Raw genomic sequence first — 18,645 nt, 5'->3', positions numbered from 1 at the left:
TTTATATAAGGGAATCAATAAAATCTGGGGATAACAGCGATCGGAAGATGGTTCTGACCGCGTAGTAGTCCAGTGTAAATTCAATGCTTCAACTTATATATAGCATTACTCTGGAAGTCCCTGAATTGTGTTCCCACGAGTTAACTGCTGAGTCTGGTCTGCCCAACGAATGTTAATTGAGCGAGATGTGAACAGATCCGGGCCGTCCGACACCTGGAAATGCAGATGAGCTTCACTGGAGTTCCCCGAATTACCAAGTTCGCCGATGAGGTCTCCCTGCTTGAGCTTATCTCCTTTTTTGACCGAAACAGTGCCTTCCTTGATGTGTGCTGTGATGCTGTATTCACTGTTGCCATGGTCAATCACCACATAGTTACCCGCTGGTTCTTCCGGATTCATGACGCCGGGTATATTGTCTGGTATGTTATTTTTGATATCGACAACTGTTCCGTCCGCAGCAGCATAGAGTGGTTGACCAAAAGCATGGTAGCTTGCGTTCACCTTGGCATCCCCTTTATAGCTGAAACCTTCTTTTGACCGAATGATATCCAGCGCGTAGCGCTGTGTTTCATGCTCATAATGATAGTTCGACATCACATCGTTGCCTCCCCAGAACACATACCATTCACCCTTTAAAGGGAAATGGAATTCGGTTTTGGTGAACTTTTGATCTGTATTCTTATGGGTTTTCAGCGGCTGGATCAACAGACCATCAATCTGATTGGCCTCGGTAAAATAGGCTCGAATCCCTTTTGTCCCTGTTTGATCCTTCCAGGCGAACTCGGTCAGATTGTTCATCTCAGCTGCGAACACTTGATCCAGGGAAGTTACTCCTTCCAGGAACTCGTCAGCAGACGTTTTAAGATTTTCAAGTGTGATCGCTTCCTTCATTTGAGGACTCAACTGACGGTAAATATCTTCACTGGAACCCTTCATGAGGGTATCAACAAAATTGTCGGGTGTAACCATTGCAGTTCCTTCTGAAGCGGAATTCTGTTCCTGATGAGTGTTCTCGCTCGCTTCATTATTGGATGCCTGTTCGGCTGACTGTTGCTCTGCCTGGTCGGAAGTAATGGAATTGCTGTTGCCGCAAGCAGACAATATCACGCAAGCTCCAAGGGTAATCGCAAGCACCTTCCAGCCCTTTCTATTCTGTAATTTCGAATGTGTATGTTGCTCTGATTTCAGATGACCTTCTCTGTTCATTCTCAACATCCCTTCTGTTATCGTTATACTTTCCAGTTAAGTGTACAGAATGAGTCTTATCCTTCGTCTAACCCCATCTTACATGTAGTTAAACTTGCAACGCCTTTTGAGGCTGCATAATTAAGATTCCGTTAAGATAGCTCGCAAGCTATACAGGCCTCTTGGATGGTATGATTAGCAATACACACAACGGAAGGATCAGGAGGTCATTTTTAAACTATGGATAACGTCTCATTACTGCTTGTGGATGATGAACAGGCTATTCTGCATATGCTGAAAACCGTTCTGCTCAAAGAGCAGTTTCTCGATATTGATACCGTTACAACAGGCGAAGCTGCCATTGATGCCTGCAACAACAAGACGTATCATTGCATCGTGCTCGACATCATGCTTCCTGGCAAAAGCGGACTGGAAATCTGTCCTTTTCTACGGCAGGTCACCGATGCTCCTATCCTGTTTCTGACGGCCAAAACAACCGATTATGACAAATTAACTGGGTTCGCCGTCGGTGGCGACGATTATGTTGCCAAACCCTTTAATCCTCTCGAAGTCGTTGCTCGAATTAAATCATTACTGAAGCGTTATTTACCTACTAAAACATCAGAGATCCCGGACCACGTCTCATCTAACGTAAATACGTCATCTTCCAGTATCCCGGAGGGTGTGTACGACTTTGGACGATTCCAGGTATTGGAATGGGCTGGTGAGCTTCGAGTTGAAGGAGAATCCGTATCCTGTCCAGCACTTGTGTTTCAATTGCTGCTCTTTTTCTGCAAGCATCCCAATCGCATATTCACCAAATCAGATCTATATGAGCGAGTATGGGGCTCTGAAGCCATTAGTGATGATAATACCGTGATGGTTCATATTCACCGCATTCGGGAGCGCATTGAAGCCGATCCTTCCAATCCGGTGTTTCTCGTCAATGTCCGGGGTTTGGGTTACAAACTGATTCAGCCGGAACATGTGTCACGCCCATGAGTATTCGTCGCAGGTTAATGACACGGTTTATCGGGATGCTTGCCGGTGCAGTTGTTCTTATCATCCTGCTTGGGTCTGTAGCCACTTACTGGGTCGTGCAGAGGATCAATGAAGTGAATCTGGTGGATGATTTTGTTGCTAGTGGCCTGGATCAATTGATTAATACAGCAGAGATCATGCCAGACGGTACCATCCAATATGACCCTGAATTACTGAAGCAAGTGGACAAAAATAAAGGGTGGCTTCAAGTTCTGGATGAACAAGGATATGCCATTGATGATTACCATACACCCGCCGATGTTCCCTCTCACTATAAACCTGGTGAATTAATCGCTTACTGGGAAAGTCAAAAGCTGTTTCCTTACCAGATCGCCATGCTGATCCGGGAGAAGAACGGAAAGAACATCACCTTGTTATATGGCGAGAGTAACCCGGCCAAGTCCTTAATGAACAACATTCGTTCAGATCTTGCTTTCACCAACGGGAAGCTTGATCTTCAGCCCGACCAACAGGAGGCCCTCCGTGCCGCCAAAGCTTATCTTCAAGTATTGGACGCGTCAGGACGCGAGCTCTCCTCCTATAACAAACCGACCATAGGCGTACCAAGCGAATACACCATTCAGGAACTCGTTCTGCAAGTTCGCTACCCGAGTCGATCCGGCCTGTCTGTTGCAACGTGGTACGACGAACAGAGTGAAACTACTTGGCTGATTAGCATCCCTGTTGATCCGGCGGTGAACAGTGATCAGAACCCCTACAACTTTATTCTGGAACCGGCATTGGTCGTATTGATTGTATCCATTATCATTCTGCTCATCTTGCTTGCCTTCTGGTATGCCAATCGATTCGGCTCACCCATGCTGCATATGCTCCAATGGTTACAGCGTCTGGAGCGAGGGTACTACGAGGAACCCACCGGAGCGTTAGGAGTGCCTCGCAGCCAGCGTCGTAACGGAAAATGGAAACGGAAATATCACGTGTATGCTGAGGTGCTCCGCTCCATGCAGGCCTTGTCTCACACATTGAAACAAGATGAAGAACTTCGGAAACAGACCGATTCACTACGCGAGGAGTGGATTGCTGGCATAACACATGACCTGAAGACACCCCTCTCCTCCATTCAGGGATATGCTCATATGCTTGAGGCGGATAAGTATAGCTGGACCGCGGAGGAAGTCAGGGAATTCGCAGGCATAATGCTTGATAAGTCCATGTATATGGACAGGCTTGTCAACGACCTTGCCATGACCTATCGATTACGCAGCGGAGGATATCAACCTGTGGTTGAAGAGACTGACGTAAATGCGTTGCTTCGTGATCTGATCCAGCGCGCCGAACGGAATCCGGCATATGGTGAAGGTCGCATCCTATTCCAACCTTCCGAAGTGCCTGTGTATGGACTTGTTCATATTCCGTCGTTTGAACGAATTGTGGATAATCTGACCGCCAATGCCCTTCTTCATAATCCGCCCGAGTCCATCCTGGTTGTCAGTGTGCATTCTGGTAAGCAGGCAGATGAATTCAGTATTCAGTTTGCCGATAATGGACGAGGCATGGACCCTGAGACGGTATGGAAGTTATTTGAACGATACTATCGCGGTACAGATACTGGTACATCGGACGTTGGATCAGGGCTGGGCATGGCGGTAACCAAAGGTTTGATCGAAGCCATGAATGGTCGTATTGAGGTACAGTCCACCCCTGGTGAAGGAACGATCATTCGCTTAATATGGGATGGGCCGTCCGAAACCAATTAAAATGTTCCACTTGACCTTTCCATTTTCAGTCTATATAATCGACACTCAACAACACCTGTTCCAATATTTTGATATTAAATGCAACATATTTCAGAATGATTTGAATGAGTTGATCTAACATATTTGGCGATGACCAGAGACATGATTTCGTTTGCGTGCTGCCCAGAGAGAGAGGGGATTGGTGAAACCTTCTTCAGCGAACGGAACGGAATTACCCCTCTGCAGCCGTGACCTCCAACCTCAGCATTTCGGACCTCCTTCGGATGTTCGGCATGCTGCCAGTAGAGTCCACCGTCTGATCCCCGATAACGGATTCCAATGAGGGTTATGATGTTTCCTGTTCACGACGGCTGGTCGAGATCAGGGTGCACCATAACCAAATTAGGGTGGAACCACGAGCCAAGCGCACTCGTCCCTTTTCCGGGACGGGTGTTTTTTGCGCTTTCATTTTAAGAAATGGAGAGTGGTTCACATGAGCAAACAGGAAAACAGTAACTCAGCAAGCAACAAATCAGGTAACGAAATTAACAACCAAGCAAATGATCTGCAACCATCCAGTCATTCCATTGAGGTCCGTCTGCAAGGTGGCGCAGTACGTTCTTACGAAGCAGGCATCACTGTAGGTGCGGTTGCCTCATCCATCAGCACAAGCCTGGGAAAACAGGCCATTGGCGGTATTGTGGATGGTCAAAATGTCGATCTCGAATGGGTGCTCAAGCAAGATTGCGAACTTGTTATCGTTACTTTAGAAAGTGCGGAAGGCCTGTATCGTTATCGTCACAGCGCAGCACATGTGCTCGCACAGGCACTCAAACGCATCTACGGTGCAGAACAAGTGAAACTGGGTATCGGCCCAGTCATTGAAGATGGATTCTACTACGATGTTGATCTGGAGCATGCCTTGTCCATCAGTGATCTGGCTGCCATCGAGCGGGAAATGAACAAAATCATTCAGGAAAATGAAAAGATCAGTCGGCGGGTCGTTAGCCGGGAAGAAGCCCTCCGTATCTTCAGAGAAATCCAGGACCCTTACAAGCTTGAACTCATTCAGGATTTGCCAGAGGACGCCGAGCTTTCGATCTATGATCAAGGAGAGTTCTTCGATCTGTGTCGTGGTCCCCATCTTCCATCCACTGGTCGGATCAAAGCGTTCAAGCTGCTGAATGTGGCTGGTGCGTACTGGCGGGGTAACTCGGATAATAAGATGCTGCAACGCATCTACGGCACTGCTTTCCCGAACAAAGCCCAGCTGGATGAACATCTGCACATGCTCGAAGAAGCGAAGAAACGAGATCACCGTAAACTTGGCAAAGAGCTTGAACTGTTCATGTTCTCCGAAGAAGCTCCCGGCATGCCCTTTTATCTGCCCAAAGGCATGACTGTTCGCACTGAACTGGAGCAGTTCTCCCGTGAGCTGCAATTGCAGGAAGGGTATCAGGAAGTTCGGACTCCTCTCATGATGAACAACCGGCTCTGGGAGCAATCCGGCCACTGGGAGCATTACAAGGACAATATGTATTTCTCAGAAGTGGACGATGCCACTTTTGCACTGAAACCGATGAACTGTCCCGGGCATATGCTGATCTTCAAAAATACACTCCATTCCTATCGCGAATTACCGATTCGCATGATGGAATTTGGTCAGGTTCACCGTCATGAATTCTCAGGTGCCCTGAACGGCATGATGCGTGTGCGGACATTCTGCCAGGATGATGCCCATCTCTACGTCATGCCAGAGCAGATCGAGGATGAGATTAATCAGGCGATCTCACTGATCGGACGCATGTACGATATCTTTGGATTCGAATATAAGATTGAGTTGTCCACTCGTCCAGAAGATTCCATGGGATCGGAAGAACTATGGGATCAGGCGGAACGTGCATTGCAAAATGTACTAGATCGCCGGGGCGTGGAGTATCGCATTAACGAAGGAGACGGTGCCTTTTATGGACCGAAAATTGACTTTCATATCCTTGATGCGTTGAAGCGCAGCTGGCAGTGCGGAACAATCCAGCTTGATTTTCAAATGCCGGAGAAGTTCGACCTCACTTACATTGGCGAGGATAGCCTGAAACACCGTCCGGTCGTGATCCACCGTGCCATCTACGGCTCCATTGATCGTTTCATCGGCATCCTGACTGAGCACTATGCAGGAGCGTTCCCACTCTGGCTCGCCCCCGTGCAAGTGAAGCTGCTACCTGTGTCAGATCATTACGCAGACTATGCGCTCCAAGTACAGAGCCAACTCCGGGCTGCGGGCATTCGGGTAGAAACAGATCTGCGCAGCGAGAAGCTCGGGTACAAAATCCGTGAAGCCCAGATGGAAAAAGTTCCTTATTCGCTCGTACTTGGAGAGAATGAGAAAAATGCCTCATCAGCCTCTGTCCGTGCACACGGTCAGGGAGATCAAGGCATTCAACGCATTGAAGCTGTTATTGAAATGATCCAACAAGCTGTGAAGGCAAAAGTATAAAAGATGTAACGACTCTATTCATGGGTCACTCATCAGCTTGTGCTGAATTACAACTTCTCGTCAGGCTTTAGCCCCACCTGTTCTTCGCTCCATGTCCAGAAACGCTCAGCTGAAGCATCATCAACGGCATGTTTCTTCAGCTGCTGCTCTTTCTGTTGATAGAAGTAACGCCCGGTGATCCCGACGACTTCAGGGCTTGTAGCCAGATAAACAGCCGTTCGTGCCCCTTCTTCAGGGGACAGAAAGAATGGAAGCTTACCTGCAAACGACATAATGCGTGTGCCAAATCCGGTATTGCGATCTACGCCAATACTCGTTCCCACCGCACCAGGGTGCAGACAGTTCACTGTGACAGACGTATCTGACAGTTTGCGAGCCAGTGCACGAGTGAACAGCACGTTAGCCAACTTGGATTGAGCATAGCTTTTGATCGGATTATAACCTTTGTGCAGATGTGGATCTTCGAAGTGGATTTTGCCGGCCTTGTACGCACCTGACGAAACGTTCACAACCCGTCCCTGCTTTGCAGCTTTCAGAGGTTCTATCAAAAGTAAGGTCAGCAGGAAATGCCCCAGATGGTTAATGCCGATACTTTGTTCGAACCCGTCTGAGGTTTCCTTCCGCTTGACCATCACCACCCCCGCATTATTAACCAGAACGTCAAGGCGATCATGACGTTCGCGGAATGTGCGGGCAAACTGGCGTATACTTTCGAGTGAACCCAGGTCACACAACATCAATTCAATCGCAGAAGAGCCGGACTGACGCACAGCTTCCTGAAGAGCCTCTTGTCCGCGCTTCTCACTGCGGCATGCCATAATTACGCGATATCCCTGTCTTGCAAGTTCAATGGTGGTTGCCAACCCCATACCTGAGTTAGCTCCTGTTACAATTGCTGTCTGATTGGACATGAGGTACTTCCCTTCTGAACCTGAGGTTCCGAAATTAGAGGCGCGACGACGGACAATATGAGATAATGATAGGATCACATCTCGGTTTCCATGGGAGGACAAGTATGCTGACCAAAGAAGATTTTAAAAAAGTAAAAAAACAAGCCAAACTTGAAATCGCACTACTCGAACAGGAATATCAGGAAATTTTGCAGAACGTTGATTCTACGCTGTATGAAAAATACGGTATTTGGGACAAAGAAGAAACACGTGAGCTCACCCGAAAACGCAAAAACCGAAGATATGCTTCACTGGTCATCGAATTATGCGCCATTATTGAACAAATGTTACATCAACTGTACAGAGACGTATATCAGAAAAAGTTTAATTCGACTCAGCTGATGAAAACTCCTGCCTACCGTGCACGCTCCAACATGGAGATTATTCAGGCCGAACTGAGTAAAGAGTTCATTGCTCTGGAACCCGAAAAAGAAAACTTCGCTGAAGCCCTTAGTCTGGTGTTTCAGACGAGGAACAAACTTGTTCATGATAACTTCTCGTTTGTCACCATCGTTAAAGATGGCAGTAATGAAGAAGAAACGTTCGAAGCGCTGCTCCATACGGTAAAAAAATATAGAAAACACTTAAAATATAATCGCCCTGAATAACAACAATCATTGCTAAAAAATATAAGGAGGTGTACCGGACTACGGTCCGAATAACCATGAGCCATCCAACAACTTCGATTACTGTGCTAAATCTTCAGATTCCTACGCCTTCTGGGAACAGCCCCATATTCCCCGTCATGCTTCGTGACGAAGATGGGGTAACCCTGGTGGATACGGGCATGATTGGACAATTTGCCGAACTTCAATCCGCATTGGAACAAGAGAACGTACAGCTCTCGGACGTAAAACGTGTGATTATTACTCATCAGGACATCGATCATATCGGTAACTTGGGTGCTCTGCTGGATGCCATCCCTGATCTGGAAATCTGGGCACATGCCGATGAGATTCCGTATCTAACCGGTGAGAAGCCTTTGATCAAATTCACGCCTGAACGTCGTGCTCTGCTCCCCGCGCCCGTTTTGGCACTGGCAGATCAACTGCTCTTGCAGCTGCCTGAAGTGAACATTAGCAGAACGCTGGCAGACGGAGACTTATTACCTCTTCAAGGCGGTACACAGGTCATTCATACACCGGGACATACGCCAGGTCATATCTGCCTGTATTTCGGGGAGCAGCAATTCCTGCTCGCTGCCGATGAACTTCGTGTAGTCGATGATGAACTGGTTGGCCCTGCGCCACAAGCGACACCGGACATGCCTGAAGCGCTGCGAAGCCTGAAGAAACTGACCAACCTTAAGCTCAATAAGGTTCTCTGTTATCACGGTGGAGAGTACATGAATGATCCGGCTCAGCGTATTGCCACACTTGCGGAGAGCGCAGAGTAAGTAAAGAACGCGGACTTGTGAGTGTTTTTGGAAAGATAACGCATCCTATTAACGCTGTTTCTCTTCGTGGGCATTGTGCGTTGTAGCTCTTTCAAGATTAGGATGACACATAGATTACAATCAAGGAGCTGTCCCATAAGTCATGAATTTGACGGGACAGCTCCTTTGATTAATTAACCATGTGCATCTACTACTGCACTGGGGTTGTTTTGTAACGAATCTCAGACTACGAACGCCACCAAACCTCTATTTAAGGTGCGTCAGGTTCTTTAGAAAAATTTTATTTAGAGCGATTCAGATTCAGGGTACTTCAGGGCTTTGGCTCAAGTTAAGCAGTAACCGTTCGTTTTAACTTACTCCATCCTCAACCTTACGGGGATACCAATCCGGTTCGACGCTGTCCTGCCACCCTGATTTTCTCTCCCGACCCCGACTCAGCTCTCCGGAGTTAGTACAATCAGCTTGTCATCTCCATCACGCGGCGATCCTCGTCCATCCCGATTGTTCGTAAGCACGTACAACTTGCCGTCCTCGCCAGCACTCACATTGCGAATTCGGCCCCACTCATCTTCGAAGACGGGTTCCACCTTCTCCACCTGTGTGCCATCTTCCGAAAGAGTGACCTTCAGCAACTGCTCTCCACGCAGATTTGCAGCAATCAGTGATCCAGCCCAAGGTCCTTCTTCTACAAAAGCTACACCAGACGGCGCCCATGTATCATTCCCACTATGTGCAAGCGGAGCTTGATATGCGCCGTTGTCATCATCGTCTCCTTCTACCTCGGGCCAGCCATAATTCTCACCAGCCACAATCCGGTTAATCTCATCATGATTCCGCTGACCATGCTCGGTAGAATACAGATAACCGTTGTCCGGGTTCCAGGCAAGTCCTTGTGCATTACGGTGTCCCATACTGTATACAGGTGAATTCGGCCATGGGTTGTCTGCCGGGATCGATCCGTCGAGACCAATCCGCAATATTTTACCGCCAAGGCTATCTTTGTTCTGTGACAGTTCCGGTTCATAACGCTCACCTGTCGTGATATAGAGCAACTTGTCCGGGCCAATTTTGATCCGCCCACCGTTATGATTTGTTCCGCCTGGAATGTTACCAAGCAACTCTTGATCTATGACCGCTTTGCCATCATTCACCTTGAGACGTAATACTCGATTGGCAATGTCGTTGCCTTCCAGATAGGAGTGATATGCATACAAATAACCGTTCTCCTCGAAGTCCGGATCAGCTGCCAGACCCAACAGACCTCCTTCACCTTCTTCATTAAACGGGGCTGAGAATTCAATCAGTGGTTCAGGGGCTAGTTTTCCATCCTCAATGACCCGAATCGCACCAGGCCGTTCCGTTACAAACATCCGACCATCAGGCACACTCACAATCTCCCACGGTGCATTCAATCCTTCAACCAGAACGGAAGCCTGATACGGAATAACCGTCTCCCCCTGTGCTCCACTCTCATTCCCACTTGCACCGGTATTGCCTCCATTGGCTGTCTGTCCCTGAGACGTCTGCTCTGTTCCTCCCGTAGAAGGTTCGCCTGAAGAACATGACGCGGTTAACAGTGCCACACTTAATAATGAAGCATACAGTGGAACGGTTACTCGATTATTCATGATTACATCTCCCTTCGTATATCGTTCTTTTGTATAAATTAATTAAGCCATACTTTAACGTATTGTTAATGTATTTTTCTCTATATTTGAGTTGTTATTATTCATCTGTAAAGCGGTTTCGCCCTGTATTACCCTTCATACCAGCCGTTTAAACCGAGAATTCAAGGGATTCCGAGGACATGAAATCACTGCGGTTTGGAATTCCATCATAATCTTTTATAATAGAAGGATAGTATGAATGGAAAGGTGGACAACTACACTTATGAATCAAAACCCTTTATCTCGTCTTGAAGCCGATCTGTCCGGGCAAGGATTGGACGCCATGCTGATCACAGATCCAAAACATATCTACTATTTAACCGGATTTGCGAGCAATCCGCATGAACGCTTCCTAGGTCTGGTTCTCGCACGGGGCGAAGAGCCCCTGTTGATTGTACCTGCGCTCGATGCTGAAGCTGCCGCAGCCGCTTCCTCGGTATCCAATATTGCCACTCACACGGATACGGATAATCCATACGCTTTGTTTGATCGTTATCAGGGGCGATTGGCCCGAGTAGGTCTCGAAAAAGAATATGTGACAGTATCACGTTATGAGCAACTGACCGCCGCGCTGGGTGCTGCCAGCTTTGAAGATGTTGGCCCCCTGCTTCGCACATTACGTGTGAAAAAAACACCGGATGAGGTAGCCCGCATTCGCCACGCCATTTATCTGATTGAAGAAACATTGCGTCAAGGACTCTCTCATGTTCGCACAGGTGTAACCGAGATCGAACTTGTCGCCGAGATGGAGTATCAGATGAAAAAGCTGGGTGCTGATGGTCCTTCCTTTGATACCATGGTGCTCACGGGACCCAAAACAGGTCTGCCACACGGTACACCGGGTGAACGGAAACTGCAACATGGTGACCTGTTGATGTTTGATATGGGTGTCTATGCTGGAGGATATGCCTCGGATATCACACGTACATTCGCCTTTGGTGACATCTCACCTGAACTCAAAACCATCTATAACACTGTGCTCGCAGCGAATGAAGCTGCTATTCAAATCGTGAAACCAGGCATCACCTGTGCCGAAGTGGATCGTGCAGCACGCCAGGTCACGGAAGAAGCGGGGTACGGCGAGCGTTTTATGCATAGAGTAGGCCATGGACTCGGTATTGACGTACATGAGTATCCTTCTCTCCATGGAGAGAATATGGACATCCTGAATGAAGGTACCGTATTCACAATTGAACCGGGCATATATACCGCAGCAGGCGGCGTCCGTATCGAAGATGATGTAATTGTAACCGAGACAGGTGTGGAAGTTCTGACAACATATCCAAAAGAACTGCAAATCCTTACCGACTAATCCAACTGGATCTATGTCAAAAATAGCCCAGATACATCAATGCTTAGCCGATATTATGCATCATGAACTAAACTGCACGAAACTGTGCTGAACTGTATCTTCAAAATACTATACTCCTTTCGCGAACGCAAAAATCCCGCAAATCCATGAATATCATGGGTTGCGGGATTGTAATTAATACGAAGCATATCCTAAATTACTCCGTCTGCATTCTACGTAACCTTATTCCTGGCTCACTCATTTACCATTAACCAAACTCATGCGTGATATCCTGCCAAGACTCCAGCTGTGGCAGCTGTTGCTTCCCCCAGTAATCCAGAAACCATTGAATAATCCCGGTCGGATCTGTTGTGCTGCAGCTGTAATGCCGGAAACCGTCCTCGCCTTCCTGCAAACGAATCTCTGCCACCATTTGCCCTGGTTCCTCAAGCGCAGCAGCCTGCATATACATACTTCCCTCCACCAGCTCCGAAGGTTTAAGTACTACGTATTCATGCAATTCCAGATTGGAGATCAACTCCACCAATAACGAGGCATTAATGCTATCATTCTCGTAGGTTGTGCCATTGCTTTCCAGTGTATAACGCAGTGTAGAGTACATGTGCGATTCCCCTTTGTATGAAATCATTGTTGCTAATGATACACGCTCATAACGATATTGTCTAAGCCTCATCCTTAAACTTAAAGCTACGTGCAGCATACAGAAACGGCGTTCCAACCGCAGTTAATACAAATTTGATAATATACGTCGTCAGGAAGATTTCCAGCCAAACATCCCAAGGGTAGATGAACGCAAACGCGATCGTGCAGAACACCAGTGTATCCACAAATGAACTGATGATCGAACTACCGTTGGTGCGTATCCACAACTGATTGCGCCCTGGGGCCACCTTGCGCAACCAGGAGTACAATCGAACATCCAGGAACTGACTTATAAAATAAGCTGTCAGACTTCCGAGTGCCAGACGTGGCAGCAGACCAAACAATGTTTTCATCGAATCCTGTGCAAAGTCCGTTGGTGCCGGGTCAAAAAACAACACCATCTGCATCAGAACCGTTGTCATGATGAGCGTGAAAAATCCGAACCATACAGCTTTGCGTGCCTCACCTGGTCCATATTTCTCATTGAGCAGATCACTGGTCAGGTACATGCTGACATACATCGTGTTACCAAGCGTCAGCACGATTCCCATGATATCTATCGTTTTGGTCACCTGAATGTTGGCTATAACCGTAGCCACACCAATCCAGGCATAGAGACCTTTTTTACCGAACAAGCGGTAACACAACAGGAAAAATCCATAAGTTACGAGAACAAAAACTGCTCCCCACCCTAAGTTAAACATAAATACATACACTGCCTTCCTAGTTTTGATTACGCGGGATGGTTACGAACCGCGGTTTGGCTCAGGGCCAAAACATGAATACTCTATCACATTTCTCGTCCCATGAACAGAACTAAATAACTCCAAGTGTGCCTGAGTGACTACGACCCCTTCTATATTCCTCCCGCTTCCCTCTCGACCATACTAGTTTTTCCTACCTCTATTCCCCTTGCACCATGTATAGAAAAAGAAGACTGCTTCACCACTGTGCACAGCATAGTTTGATTGCCGCAAAAAAACCGCCCTCCGGATTCCTCCGAAGGACGGCTTTTCTCACTTGATGTGTAGACGGCTCTAGCTATCTTAATGTGAGCTTCTATCTAATCTATTCTGTATTAAGCCTGAGCCGCAGAATCCAGCTCACGACTCTGATCGTTAAACGTGTCCCGATCGTTTTCCTTCAAAATTCTGCTCGTCACGAGTCCTGATGTCATCGACCCGTTCACGTTAAGCGCTGTACGACCCATGTCGATCAGCGGCTCCACGGAAATGAGCAGTCCAACCAGAGCCACAGGCAGATTCATGGTGGACAATACGATCAGGGAAGCGAAGGTTGCCCCGCCGCCAACGCCAGCCACACCAAACGAACTGATCATGACTACGAGGATCAAAGTCACAATGAAGTCCCAGCTCAGCGGGTCGATGCCGACCGTCGGAGCAATCATCACCGCCAGCATGGCCGGATAGATCCCGGCGCAGCCGTTTTGCCCAATCGTAGCCCCAAAGCTTGCAGACAGGTTCGCAATACCGTCCGATACGCCGAGTTTCTTCGTCTGTGTCTCCACATTCAGCGGGATCGCCGCTGCACTTGAACGGGACGTAAAGGCAAATACCAGTGTTGGCAGCACCTTCTTCAAATACGTAACCGGGTTGAAGCCGGACAGAGTGATAATGATCAGATGAATAATAAACATGATCGCCAGCGCGATATAAGACGCAATCACGAATTTGATGAGCTTTAATATCTCTTCCGCATTGGTTGTCGCCGTTACCTTTGTAATCAGTGCTAAAATCCCGTAAGGCGTAAGCCGCAGCACCAGTGTAACAATTCGCATAACCACCGCATATACCGCATTAACCATACCTCGGAAGGTTTCCGCCTGCTGTGGTTTTTTGCGATCCAATCCCAGTACAGCTACACCGATAAACGCGGAGAAGATAACCACCGCCAGTGTGGATGTACGACGTTCTCCTGTCATATCTGCAAATGGATTTGAAGGAATGAATTCCAGCACTTGCTGCGGGATGGTCTGATCCTTCACATCAACAAGCCGTTCCTCCACCTTCTGAATCTGCGCATTCTCCCGGTCTCCTCCTTGAATCTCAATGGAAGTCAGGTTGAAGCCAAGGCTGGTTACAATGCTGACACCTGCGGCAATCGCTGTGGTGATCAACAGAATGGCAATAATGGAAACACTCATCTTGCCGAGATTTTGCTTGCCCTTCAGATTCATAATGGCTGAGATGATCGACACCATGATCAATGGGATCACGACCATTTGTAACAAACGAACATATCCTGAACCGACCAGATTGAACCAATCGACTGATTTCGTAACTACATCAGAACCTGATGTGTACACCAATTGGAGAATAACCCCGTAAACAATCCCCAGTCCCAGACCCGCAAATACGCGTTTCGTAAAGGAGATATGCTTTTTCTGCATCCAGTAGAGGATACCAAGTAAGGCAAGCATAACCACTACATTCAATATGATTAGAAAAGTATCCATTTCTTTAAATCCTCCTCAGGCATGTGTGTAACCGGAACATATCCGGTTTTCTCTTCTATCTTTTGTACTTCCGACAAAGACATTTTACAATATAACATATAACAAACTATTCTGGTAGGTATTAATTGATATTATGTAATATGCATGTAATAGATTCATGTATTTCTGAAAAAAATACACCAAATCGTGAAAATTGTTCTATTCAACCTCCGGTTAATTTTGTAATATAGGTATATCCGCTTATTCCCAAGTTTTCTCAATGTTCAATTTAGGTCTTTCTTCATTGGTAGATAGGTCTTAGGATTACGGAAAAGCGATAATGTTAATGAACTTGACGTGAAAGGATGATCATATGTTTCGTAATCGCACCGTTGCCGGTAAAATCAGAGGCAACTTGTTCCTCGTTCTGCTGGTTGCTTCCCTGTTGTTCAGTATTAGTTTTTACGCCGTTTCGATGAATATTATTCAAAGCTACGTGCTCCCGCAGTTTGACAAAGTCCTAAACACGTCCATTCAGGATATATACAAAAATACTTCAGCTTCCAAAATCCTACAGGTACAGAGTGGCGGAGCCGGTTCTGAAGGTGCTGCCATGACCGTGGAATCGTACCTGGCAGATAAAGCCAAAGAACATAATTTGGATGCGGCTTACGTTGTTGCTATTCAAGATGGCTCAGCCAAAGTCGTTGTGGCCAACCCTTCTTCAAACATGAAAGCCCAGGATGAGATTAGTGTAGAACCTGCAATGAATGCAGCCATTGAAAACAAAGAAATGGTAATCAGTGAGGTCTACTCCGATTCCTTTGGTGTACATAAAGCAGCCTTTATCCCCATTGCAGGAAGTAACATGATTATGGCTGTGAGCATGGATGCCCAGTTCATTCAAGACAAGATTACCCAGATTTTCTGGTTGTGTCTTGGGATTACAGCATTAGTGTTTGTGCTCGGCTGGCTTATCTCCACTAGTATGATCAAAAGAGTTACCAAACCAATCATCAAGCTCGTCCAACATAGCAAACAAATATCCCAGGGTGATCTGACCGCTGAACTAGAGATCAAAGGTAAAGATGAAATTGCCCAGCTTGCCGCAAGCTTCCAGACGATGACGCATAACCTGAAAGAAATGATTAGCCGTGCCTTGTCCACGTCCAATGAAGTTGTATCAGGCTCCAATGACCTGCTTCAGCGGGTTGAATCGATGTCCGGTATGGTTCGAAACTCCAGCCGCTCCGCAGAAGATGCAGAAAAAGGCAGCATCAGCATTGCGTCAAGCGCATCCGAGAACGCCAGAGCTATGGAAGAAATCACGCAAGGTATCATGCATATTGCTTCTTCTTCTGCTGAAGTGTCTGACCAGATTGGTGAAGCAGCCAACGAGGCAGTTAACGGTAACCGACTGGCTCAGAATGCCATTGAGCAGATGGAGCGTGTAGGTCAGACAGCAAGCGAATCGTTGCGTTATGTGGAAACTATGAATGAACGTTCGGTAGCCATCGGCACCATTGTTGCTTCCATTTTTGAAATCACCAAACAGATTAACATGCTGTCACTCAACGCCTCCATTGAAGCAGCACGTGCCGGAGAGCATGGCCGCGGATTCGCTGTTGTTGCTGGAGAAGTTCGCAAACTTGCCGAGCAATCCAAGACAGCCACCGAAGAAATTTCGGATTATCTGGGTACCATTCGTGAAGATGCTGAACGTTCGGTTGATGCCATGAACCGTGTAACCCAGGAGATTGGTTCAGGCACAACTGTTGTTCAACAAGCAGGCTCAGCCTTCCAGCAACTGAATGAATTGATTCAGAACGTGAATCTGACCATTCAGACCGTCTCTGCTTCTACACAACAAGTATCCGCTGGTGCTGAAGAAGTGAGTGCGTCCGTTGAAGAAACGGCACAGATTACGACCAAATCCCGTGAGAGCATGTTACAGATTGCTTCAACAGCAGATCTTCAGCTCAGCGAGATGGATTCACATTCGAATACAGTTCGTCATCTGCATGAACAAGCCGTAGAGCTGCAATCGGCTATGAAAAATTTCAAAATAAACTAACAGGTTAACCATTAACCTATCATCACCTGTTTTAAACCTCATTTAATCATAGGATATACAATACCCCCATGCCGCTAACATTCCGTTTCTAGAGAACGGTTTGTCGGACATGGGGGTATTGTTGTTTCACTCGGGTGCCTGAACACCCATAATCTCGTACACGCGCTTCATATCCAATGCCGAACGCAACGATTCGGCTACCCGATCAAATTCCATCTCCTTACGTTCATGCGCACTATATGTCTCCTGAAGCGGCGGCAGTCCTTTACCTTCACGCAAGGCATTCAGCCACGAACGTCGGAATTGATCACTTTCAAACAAACCATGCAGGTAGGTTCCCCACACGCTGCCATCTACTGAGCCCCAGCCTTCTTGGAAAGGTTGACCACCTGGATGTGAGATTTCAAACAACGCGGTTACCCGTTCAGGCTCGTGGCACTCCGTAACACCCATATGAATCTCATATCCATTAACAGGTAATGAAGCATCTGTTACATCTCGCTCACCATACAGACGAATCGGGTGATCAGGCTGCACCCGTCCGGAGGCTCTGACGGTCTGCTTTTCCTGAAGAAACGTTGTCGACAGCGGGAGCCAGCCAAGTCCTTTTGCTTCCTGGATCTGATTCGCCTCCACAGCAAACGGGTCCTTCAGATGACGTCCCAGCATCTGGTATCCGCCACATATTCCTACGAGCTGAACATGCTCACGCTCGGTCTGGCTGGCAATCGCCTGTTCCAGCCCAGACTCACGCAAATATGCCAGGTCACCTATGGTATCCTTCGTACCCGGTAGAAGAATGGCATCCGGACTGCCCAATTCCTCTGGCGAGGTCACGTAACGCACATTTACATCCGGTTCACGGGAAAGTGCATCAAAGTCTGTAAAGTTGGAAATTCGCGGATATCGGATCACCACCAGATCCAGCTCGGTTTTGCCGGATTTACCATGACGCATGGAGTCCAGTACCACCGAATCCTCTGCTTCAATCTGAATATCTCTTATGTAAGGCAATACACCTAATACTGGAATGCCTGTCCGTTCTTCAAGCCAGTCGAGTCCTGGCTGCAACAGGGACAGATCACCGCGGAACTTGTTGATAATGAACCCTTTGACACGCGCCGCCTCATGGGGTTCAAGCAGTTCGAGCGTACCTACGATGGAAGCAAATACCCCGCCCCGATCAATATCGGAGATCAGAATCACCGGCGCATCGGCCCAGCCTGCCAGATTCATGTTGACGATATCCCGGTCCTTCAGATTGATCTCGGCCGGACTGCCCGCTCCCTCCATCAGCACAATATCATAAGTATCCCGTAGCCGATTCAACGCATCCATAACCGTGTGCTTTGCTTCAGGCAGGAAATGCTGACGGTACTCTGATGCACTCATCTGGGCAAATGGTACACCATGTACCACGATCTGCGAATGCATGTCCCGCACCGGCTTGATCAGGATTGGATTCATGTCGGTTGTCGCCTCAATACCGCAGGCTTCAGCTTGTGCTCCCTGAGCCCGACCAATCTCCTTGCCATCTTCCGTCACATAGGAATTCAGTGCCATATTCTGTGATTTAAACGGGGCTGGCTTGAAGCCGTCCTGCTTAAAAATCCGGCACAATGCCGTTGTGATGACACTTTTGCCTACATCGGAAGCCGTTCCTTGCAGCATCAGTACCGCCGCTGGTTGTGATGGCCTATCTTCCACGCTCTCTCCCCCTGTCTCCGTGTTA

14 protein-coding genes are annotated in these 18,645 nt (G+C 47.6%); 7 read left to right on the top strand and 7 right to left on the bottom strand.

The window, feature by feature from the left end; genetic code table 11:
• Positions 1–105 precede the first annotated feature (105 nt).
• Complete coding sequence (locus tag MKY66_RS07510; RefSeq protein ID WP_256704135.1) at positions 106–1,206, bottom strand: M23 family metallopeptidase; 1,101 nt, start codon at positions 1,204–1,206, stop codon at positions 106–108.
• Between the two features lie 219 nt (positions 1,207–1,425).
• Between MKY66_RS07510 and MKY66_RS07505 the strand changes: the two genes are divergently transcribed.
• The 3 genes from MKY66_RS07505 (at position 1,426) to thrS (ending at position 6,417) form a co-directional block, all read left to right on the top strand.
• Complete coding sequence (locus tag MKY66_RS07505) at positions 1,426–2,187, top strand: response regulator transcription factor (protein WP_076209422.1); 762 nt, start codon at positions 1,426–1,428, stop codon at positions 2,185–2,187.
• Positions 2,184–3,944 carry a HAMP domain-containing sensor histidine kinase gene (locus MKY66_RS07500; protein ID WP_076209423.1) on the top strand — a complete coding sequence of 587 codons (1,761 nt, stop codon included), beginning with the start codon at positions 2,184–2,186 and terminating at the stop codon, positions 3,942–3,944. The genes MKY66_RS07505 and MKY66_RS07500 overlap by 4 nt, the downstream gene beginning before the upstream one ends.
• 472 nt (positions 3,945–4,416) lie before the next feature.
• On the top strand, positions 4,417–6,417 hold the full coding sequence (thrS, locus tag MKY66_RS07495) for a threonine--tRNA ligase (protein WP_256704136.1): 2,001 nt from the start codon (positions 4,417–4,419) through the stop codon (positions 6,415–6,417).
• A 47-nt stretch (positions 6,418–6,464) separates the two neighbouring features.
• Here thrS and MKY66_RS07490 read toward each other — a convergent pair whose 3' ends face one another.
• On the bottom strand, positions 6,465–7,328 hold the full coding sequence (locus MKY66_RS07490) for an SDR family oxidoreductase (RefSeq protein WP_076209424.1): 864 nt from the start codon (positions 7,326–7,328) through the stop codon (positions 6,465–6,467).
• A 104-nt stretch (positions 7,329–7,432) separates the two neighbouring features.
• Here MKY66_RS07490 and MKY66_RS07485 point away from each other — a divergent pair, with 104 nt between their 5' ends.
• Positions 7,433–7,975: a hypothetical protein gene (locus tag MKY66_RS07485; protein WP_076209425.1), complete on the top strand. Its 543-nt coding sequence runs from the start codon at positions 7,433–7,435 to the stop codon at positions 7,973–7,975.
• Between the two features lie 56 nt (positions 7,976–8,031).
• On the top strand, positions 8,032–8,763 hold the full coding sequence (locus tag MKY66_RS07480) for an MBL fold metallo-hydrolase (RefSeq protein WP_076209426.1): 732 nt from the start codon (positions 8,032–8,034) through the stop codon (positions 8,761–8,763).
• Positions 8,764–9,197: 434 nt separating this feature from the next.
• On the opposite strand, the gene MKY66_RS07475 is transcribed toward MKY66_RS07480, so the two are convergent.
• On the bottom strand, positions 9,198–10,391 hold the full coding sequence (locus MKY66_RS07475) for a PQQ-dependent sugar dehydrogenase (protein WP_076209427.1): 1,194 nt from the start codon (positions 10,389–10,391) through the stop codon (positions 9,198–9,200).
• Between the two features lie 262 nt (positions 10,392–10,653).
• Here MKY66_RS07475 and MKY66_RS07470 point away from each other — a divergent pair, with 262 nt between their 5' ends.
• Complete coding sequence (locus MKY66_RS07470) at positions 10,654–11,742, top strand: Xaa-Pro peptidase family protein (protein ID WP_076209428.1); 1,089 nt, start codon at positions 10,654–10,656, stop codon at positions 11,740–11,742.
• 247 nt (positions 11,743–11,989) lie between these two features.
• Here MKY66_RS07470 and MKY66_RS07465 read toward each other — a convergent pair whose 3' ends face one another.
• From MKY66_RS07465 to MKY66_RS07455, 3 genes are all read right to left on the bottom strand, one after another.
• Positions 11,990–12,343 carry a hypothetical protein gene (locus MKY66_RS07465; RefSeq protein WP_076209429.1) on the bottom strand — a complete coding sequence of 118 codons (354 nt, stop codon included), beginning with the start codon at positions 12,341–12,343 and terminating at the stop codon, positions 11,990–11,992.
• Positions 12,344–12,404: 61 nt separating this feature from the next.
• Positions 12,405–13,088, bottom strand: a complete 684-nt coding sequence (locus tag MKY66_RS07460) for a queuosine precursor transporter (protein WP_076209430.1) — start codon at positions 13,086–13,088, stop codon at positions 12,405–12,407.
• Between the two features lie 374 nt (positions 13,089–13,462).
• Positions 13,463–14,860, bottom strand: coding sequence for an L-cystine transporter (locus MKY66_RS07455; protein WP_076209431.1), 1,398 nt, complete (start codon positions 14,858–14,860; stop codon positions 13,463–13,465).
• 352 nt (positions 14,861–15,212) lie between these two features.
• Between MKY66_RS07455 and MKY66_RS07450 the strand changes: the two genes are divergently transcribed.
• Positions 15,213–16,913: a methyl-accepting chemotaxis protein gene (locus MKY66_RS07450; protein ID WP_076209432.1), complete on the top strand. Its 1,701-nt coding sequence runs from the start codon at positions 15,213–15,215 to the stop codon at positions 16,911–16,913.
• A gap of 126 nt (positions 16,914–17,039) precedes the next feature.
• Here MKY66_RS07450 and MKY66_RS07445 read toward each other — a convergent pair whose 3' ends face one another.
• Positions 17,040–18,584, bottom strand: coding sequence for a cobyric acid synthase (locus tag MKY66_RS07445; RefSeq protein ID WP_076209540.1), 1,545 nt, complete (start codon positions 18,582–18,584; stop codon positions 17,040–17,042).
• Positions 18,585–18,645: the final 61 nt, after the last annotated feature.

It is taken from the genome of Paenibacillus sp. FSL R5-0766 (assembly GCF_037971845.1).
In the GTDB taxonomy this organism is placed as follows: domain Bacteria; phylum Bacillota; class Bacilli; order Paenibacillales; family Paenibacillaceae; genus Paenibacillus.
Note: the sequence above shows the minus strand (reverse complement) of the source record. Positions and strands in the feature narration are given on the sequence as shown.